Below are 4,786 nucleotides of genomic sequence, written 5' to 3'. Positions count from 1 at the left end.
AACACAGTGGACGCGAGCAACTGAGGACAAGCCCTCGGCCTATTAGTACCGGTCAACTCCACACGTTACCGTGCTTCCATATCCGGCCTATCAACCCAGTCGTCTACTGGGAGCCTTACCCTCTCAAGGAGGTGGGAATACTCATCTCGAAGCAGGCTTCCCGCTTAGATGCTTTCAGCGGTTATCCCTCCCGAACGTAGCCAACCAGCCATGCCCTTGGCAGAACAACTGGCACACCAGAGGTTCGTCCGTCCCGGTCCTCTCGTACTAGGGACAGCCCTTCTCAATATTCCTACGCGCACAGCGGATAGGGACCGAACTGTCTCACGACGTTCTAAACCCAGCTCGCGTACCGCTTTAATGGGCGAACAGCCCAACCCTTGGGACCGACTCCAGCCCCAGGATGCGACGAGCCGACATCGAGGTGCCAAACCATCCCGTCGATATGGACTCTTGGGGAAGATCAGCCTGTTATCCCCGGGGTACCTTTTATCCGTTGAGCGACGGCGCTTCCACAAGCCACCGCCGGATCACTAGTCCCGACTTTCGTCCCTGCTCGACCCGTCGGTCTCACAGTCAAGCTCCCTTGTGCACTTACACTCAACACCTGATTACCAACCAGGCTGAGGGAACCTTTGGGCGCCTCCGTTACTCTTTAGGAGGCAACCGCCCCAGTTAAACTACCCATCAGACACTGTCCCTGATCCGGATCACGGACCCAGGTTAGACATCCAGCACGACCAGACTGGTATTTCAACGACGACTCCACCTGAACTGGCGTCCAGATTTCAAAGTCTCCCAGCTATCCTACACAAGCCGAACCGAACACCAATATCAAACTGTAGTAAAGGTCCCGGGGTCTTTCCGTCCTGCTGCGCGAAACGAGCATCTTTACTCGTAGTGCAATTTCACCGGGCCTATGGTTGAGACAGTCGAGAAGTCGTTACGCCATTCGTGCAGGTCGGAACTTACCCGACAAGGAATTTCGCTACCTTAGGATGGTTATAGTTACCACCGCCGTTTACTGGCGCTTAAGTTCTCAGCTTCGCCCCACCGAAATGGAGCTAACCGGTCCCCTTAACGTTCCAGCACCGGGCAGGCGTCAGTCCGTATACATCGCCTTACGGCTTCGCACGGACCTGTGTTTTTAGTAAACAGTCGCTTCTCGCTGGTCTCTGCGGCCACCCCCAGCTCGAACAGCAAGTGTTCTCACCAGACGTGGCCCCCCTTCTCCCGAAGTTACGGGGGCATTTTGCCGAGTTCCTTAACCATAGTTCACCCGAACGCCTCGGTATTCTCTACCTGACCACCTGAGTCGGTTTAGGGTACGGGCCGCCATGAAACTCGCTAGAGGCTTTTCTCGACAGCATAGGATCATCCACTTCACCACAATCGGCTCGGCATCAGGTCTCAGACTATTGCCAGGCGGATTTACCTACCTGACGTCCTACACCCTTACCCCGGGACAACCACCGCCCGGGATGGACTACCTTCCTGCGTCACCCCATCACTCACCTACTAACCGCTTGGTCCGGCGGCTCCACCACTCCCCTCAACTCCGAAGAGATCAGGGCGGCTTCACGGCCTTAGCATCACGATGCTCGATGTTTGACGCTTCACAGCGGGTACCGGAATATCAACCGGTTATCCATCGACTACGCCTGTCGGCCTCGCCTTAGGTCCCGACTTACCCTGGGCAGATCAGCTTGACCCAGGAACCCTTAGTCAATCGGCGCAAACGTTTCTCACGTTTGTATCGCTACTCATGCCTGCATTCTCACTCGTGAACCGTCCACCACTGCCTTCCGGCGCGGCTTCACCCGGCACACGACGCTCCCCTACCCATCACAGCGGGCGTTGGCCCTCATGCTGCAATGACACGACTTCGGCGGTACGCTTGAGCCCCGCTACATTGTCGGCGCGGAATCACTAGACCAGTGAGCTATTACGCACTCTTTCAAGGGTGGCTGCTTCTAAGCCAACCTCCTGGTTGTCTGTGCGACTCCACATCCTTTCCCACTTAGCGTACGCTTAGGGGCCTTAGTCGATGCTCTGGGCTGTTTCCCTCTCGACCATGGAGCTTATCCCCCACAGTCTCACTGCCGCGCTCTCACTTACCGGCATTCGGAGTTTGGCTAAGGTCAGTAACCCGGTAGGGCCCATCGCCTATCCAGTGCTCTACCTCCGGCAAGAAACACACGACGCTGCACCTAAATGCATTTCGGGGAGAACCAGCTATCACGGAGTTTGATTGGCCTTTCACCCCTAACCACAGGTCATCCCCCAGGTTTTCAACCCTGGTGGGTTCGGTCCTCCACGAAGTCTTACCTCCGCTTCAACCTGCCCATGGCTAGATCACTCCGCTTCGGGTCTTGAGCGTGCTACTGAAACGCCCTATTCGGACTCGCTTTCGCTACGGCTACCCCACCCGGGTTAACCTCGCAACACACCGCAAACTCGCAGGCTCATTCTTCAAAAGGCACGCAGTCACGAGAACAAGGCAAGCCTCATTCCGACGCTCCCACGGCTTGTAGGCACACGGTTTCAGGTACTATTTCACTCCGCTCCCGCGGTACTTTTCACCATTCCCTCACGGTACTATCCGCTATCGGTCACCAGGGAATATTTAGGCTTAGCGGGTGGTCCCGCCAGATTCACACGGGATTTCTCGGGCCCCGTGCTACTTGGGTGTCTCTCAAACGAGCCGTTGACGTTTCGACTACGGGGGTCTTACCCTCTACGCCGGACCTTTCGCATGTCCTTCGCCTACATCAACGGTTTCTGACTCGTCTCACGGCCGGCAGACCGTAAAAGAGAGATCCCACAACCCCGCATGCGCAACCCCTGCCGGGTCTCACACGCATACGGTTTGGCCTCATCCGGTTTCGCTCGCCACTACTCCCGGAATCACGGTTGTTTTCTCTTCCTGCGGGTACTGAGATGTTTCACTTCCCCGCGTTCCCTCCACACTGCCTATGTGTTCAGCAGCGGGTGACAGCCCATGACGACTGCCGGGTTTCCCCATTCGGAAACCCCCGGATCAAAGCCTGGTTGACGACTCCCCGGGGACTATCGTGGCCTCCCACGTCCTTCATCGGTTCCTGGTGCCAAGGCATCCACCGTGCGCCCTTAAAAACTTGGCCACAGATGCTCGCGTCCACTGTGCAGTTCTCAAACAACGACCAACCACCCATCACCCCGGGACCACATCCCGAGTGCACTGGGGCCGGCACTGAAGGCGACCTTGCGGCCGAACCCTCAGACACCCAACAGCGTGCCCGGCCGGCCCTCGTCCGGAGATCATGCGTTCCACACTCTGACGAGCAGTACTAGCAGCCTCCGACCCGAAAACCCGGCCGAATAGTCAACGTTCCACCCATGAGCAACCAGCACCGGACATTCGCCGATGTACTGGCCTCTGGACTGCCGAAGCAGCCTAGAAGTGCTCCTTAGAAAGGAGGTGATCCAGCCGCACCTTCCGGTACGGCTACCTTGTTACGACTTCGTCCCAATCGCCAGTCCCACCTTCGACAGCTCCCTCCACAAGGGTTGGGCCACCGGCTTCGGGTGTTACCGACTTTCGTGACGTGACGGGCGGTGTGTACAAGGCCCGGGAACGTATTCACCGCAGCAATGCTGATCTGCGATTACTAGCGACTCCGACTTCATGGGGTCGAGTTGCAGACCCCAATCCGAACTGAGACCGGCTTTTTGAGATTCGCTCCACCTCACGGTATCGCAGCTCATTGTACCGGCCATTGTAGCACGTGTGCAGCCCAAGACATAAGGGGCATGATGACTTGACGTCGTCCCCACCTTCCTCCGAGTTGACCCCGGCGGTCTCCCGTGAGTCCCCAGCACCACAAGGGCCTGCTGGCAACACGGGACAAGGGTTGCGCTCGTTGCGGGACTTAACCCAACATCTCACGACACGAGCTGACGACAGCCATGCACCACCTGTACACCGACCACAAGGGGGCGCCTGTCTCCAGACGTTTCCGGTGTATGTCAAGCCTTGGTAAGGTTCTTCGCGTTGCGTCGAATTAAGCCACATGCTCCGCCGCTTGTGCGGGCCCCCGTCAATTCCTTTGAGTTTTAGCCTTGCGGCCGTACTCCCCAGGCGGGGCACTTAATGCGTTAGCTGCGGCACGGACAACGTGGAATGTTGCCCACACCTAGTGCCCACCGTTTACGGCGTGGACTACCAGGGTATCTAATCCTGTTCGCTCCCCACGCTTTCGCTCCTCAGCGTCAGTATCGGCCCAGAGATCCGCCTTCGCCACCGGTGTTCCTCCTGATATCTGCGCATTTCACCGCTACACCAGGAATTCCGATCTCCCCTACCGAACTCTAGCCTGCCCGTATCGACTGCAGACCCGGGGTTAAGCCCCGGGCTTTCACAACCGACGTGACAAGCCGCCTACGAGCTCTTTACGCCCAATAATTCCGGACAACGCTTGCGCCCTACGTATTACCGCGGCTGCTGGCACGTAGTTAGCCGGCGCTTCTTCTGCAGGTACCGTCACTTTCGCTTCTTCCCTGCTGAAAGAGGTTTACAACCCGAAGGCCGTCATCCCTCACGCGGCGTCGCTGCATCAGGCTTTCGCCCATTGTGCAATATTCCCCACTGCTGCCTCCCGTAGGAGTCTGGGCCGTGTCTCAGTCCCAGTGTGGCCGGTCGCCCTCTCAGGCCGGCTACCCGTCGTCGCCTTGGTGAGCCGTTACCTCACCAACAAGCTGATAGGCCGCGGGCTCATCCTGCACCGCCGGAGCTTTCCACCACCAA

2 rRNA genes are annotated in these 4,786 nt (G+C 57.9%); both read right to left on the bottom strand.

From position 1 onward, the window contains the following. Window positions 1-22 precede the first annotated feature (22 nt). Window positions 23-3,143: ribosomal RNA gene (locus ACWCPM_RS34610) — 23S ribosomal RNA — on the bottom strand. Between the two features lie 310 nt (window positions 3,144-3,453). Further along, window positions 3,454-4,786, bottom strand: a 16S ribosomal RNA gene (locus ACWCPM_RS34605); the annotation flags it as partial.

This window comes from Streptomyces sp. NPDC002309 (assembly GCF_053593375.1).
Note: the sequence above shows the minus strand (reverse complement) of the source record. Positions and strands in the feature narration are given on the sequence as shown.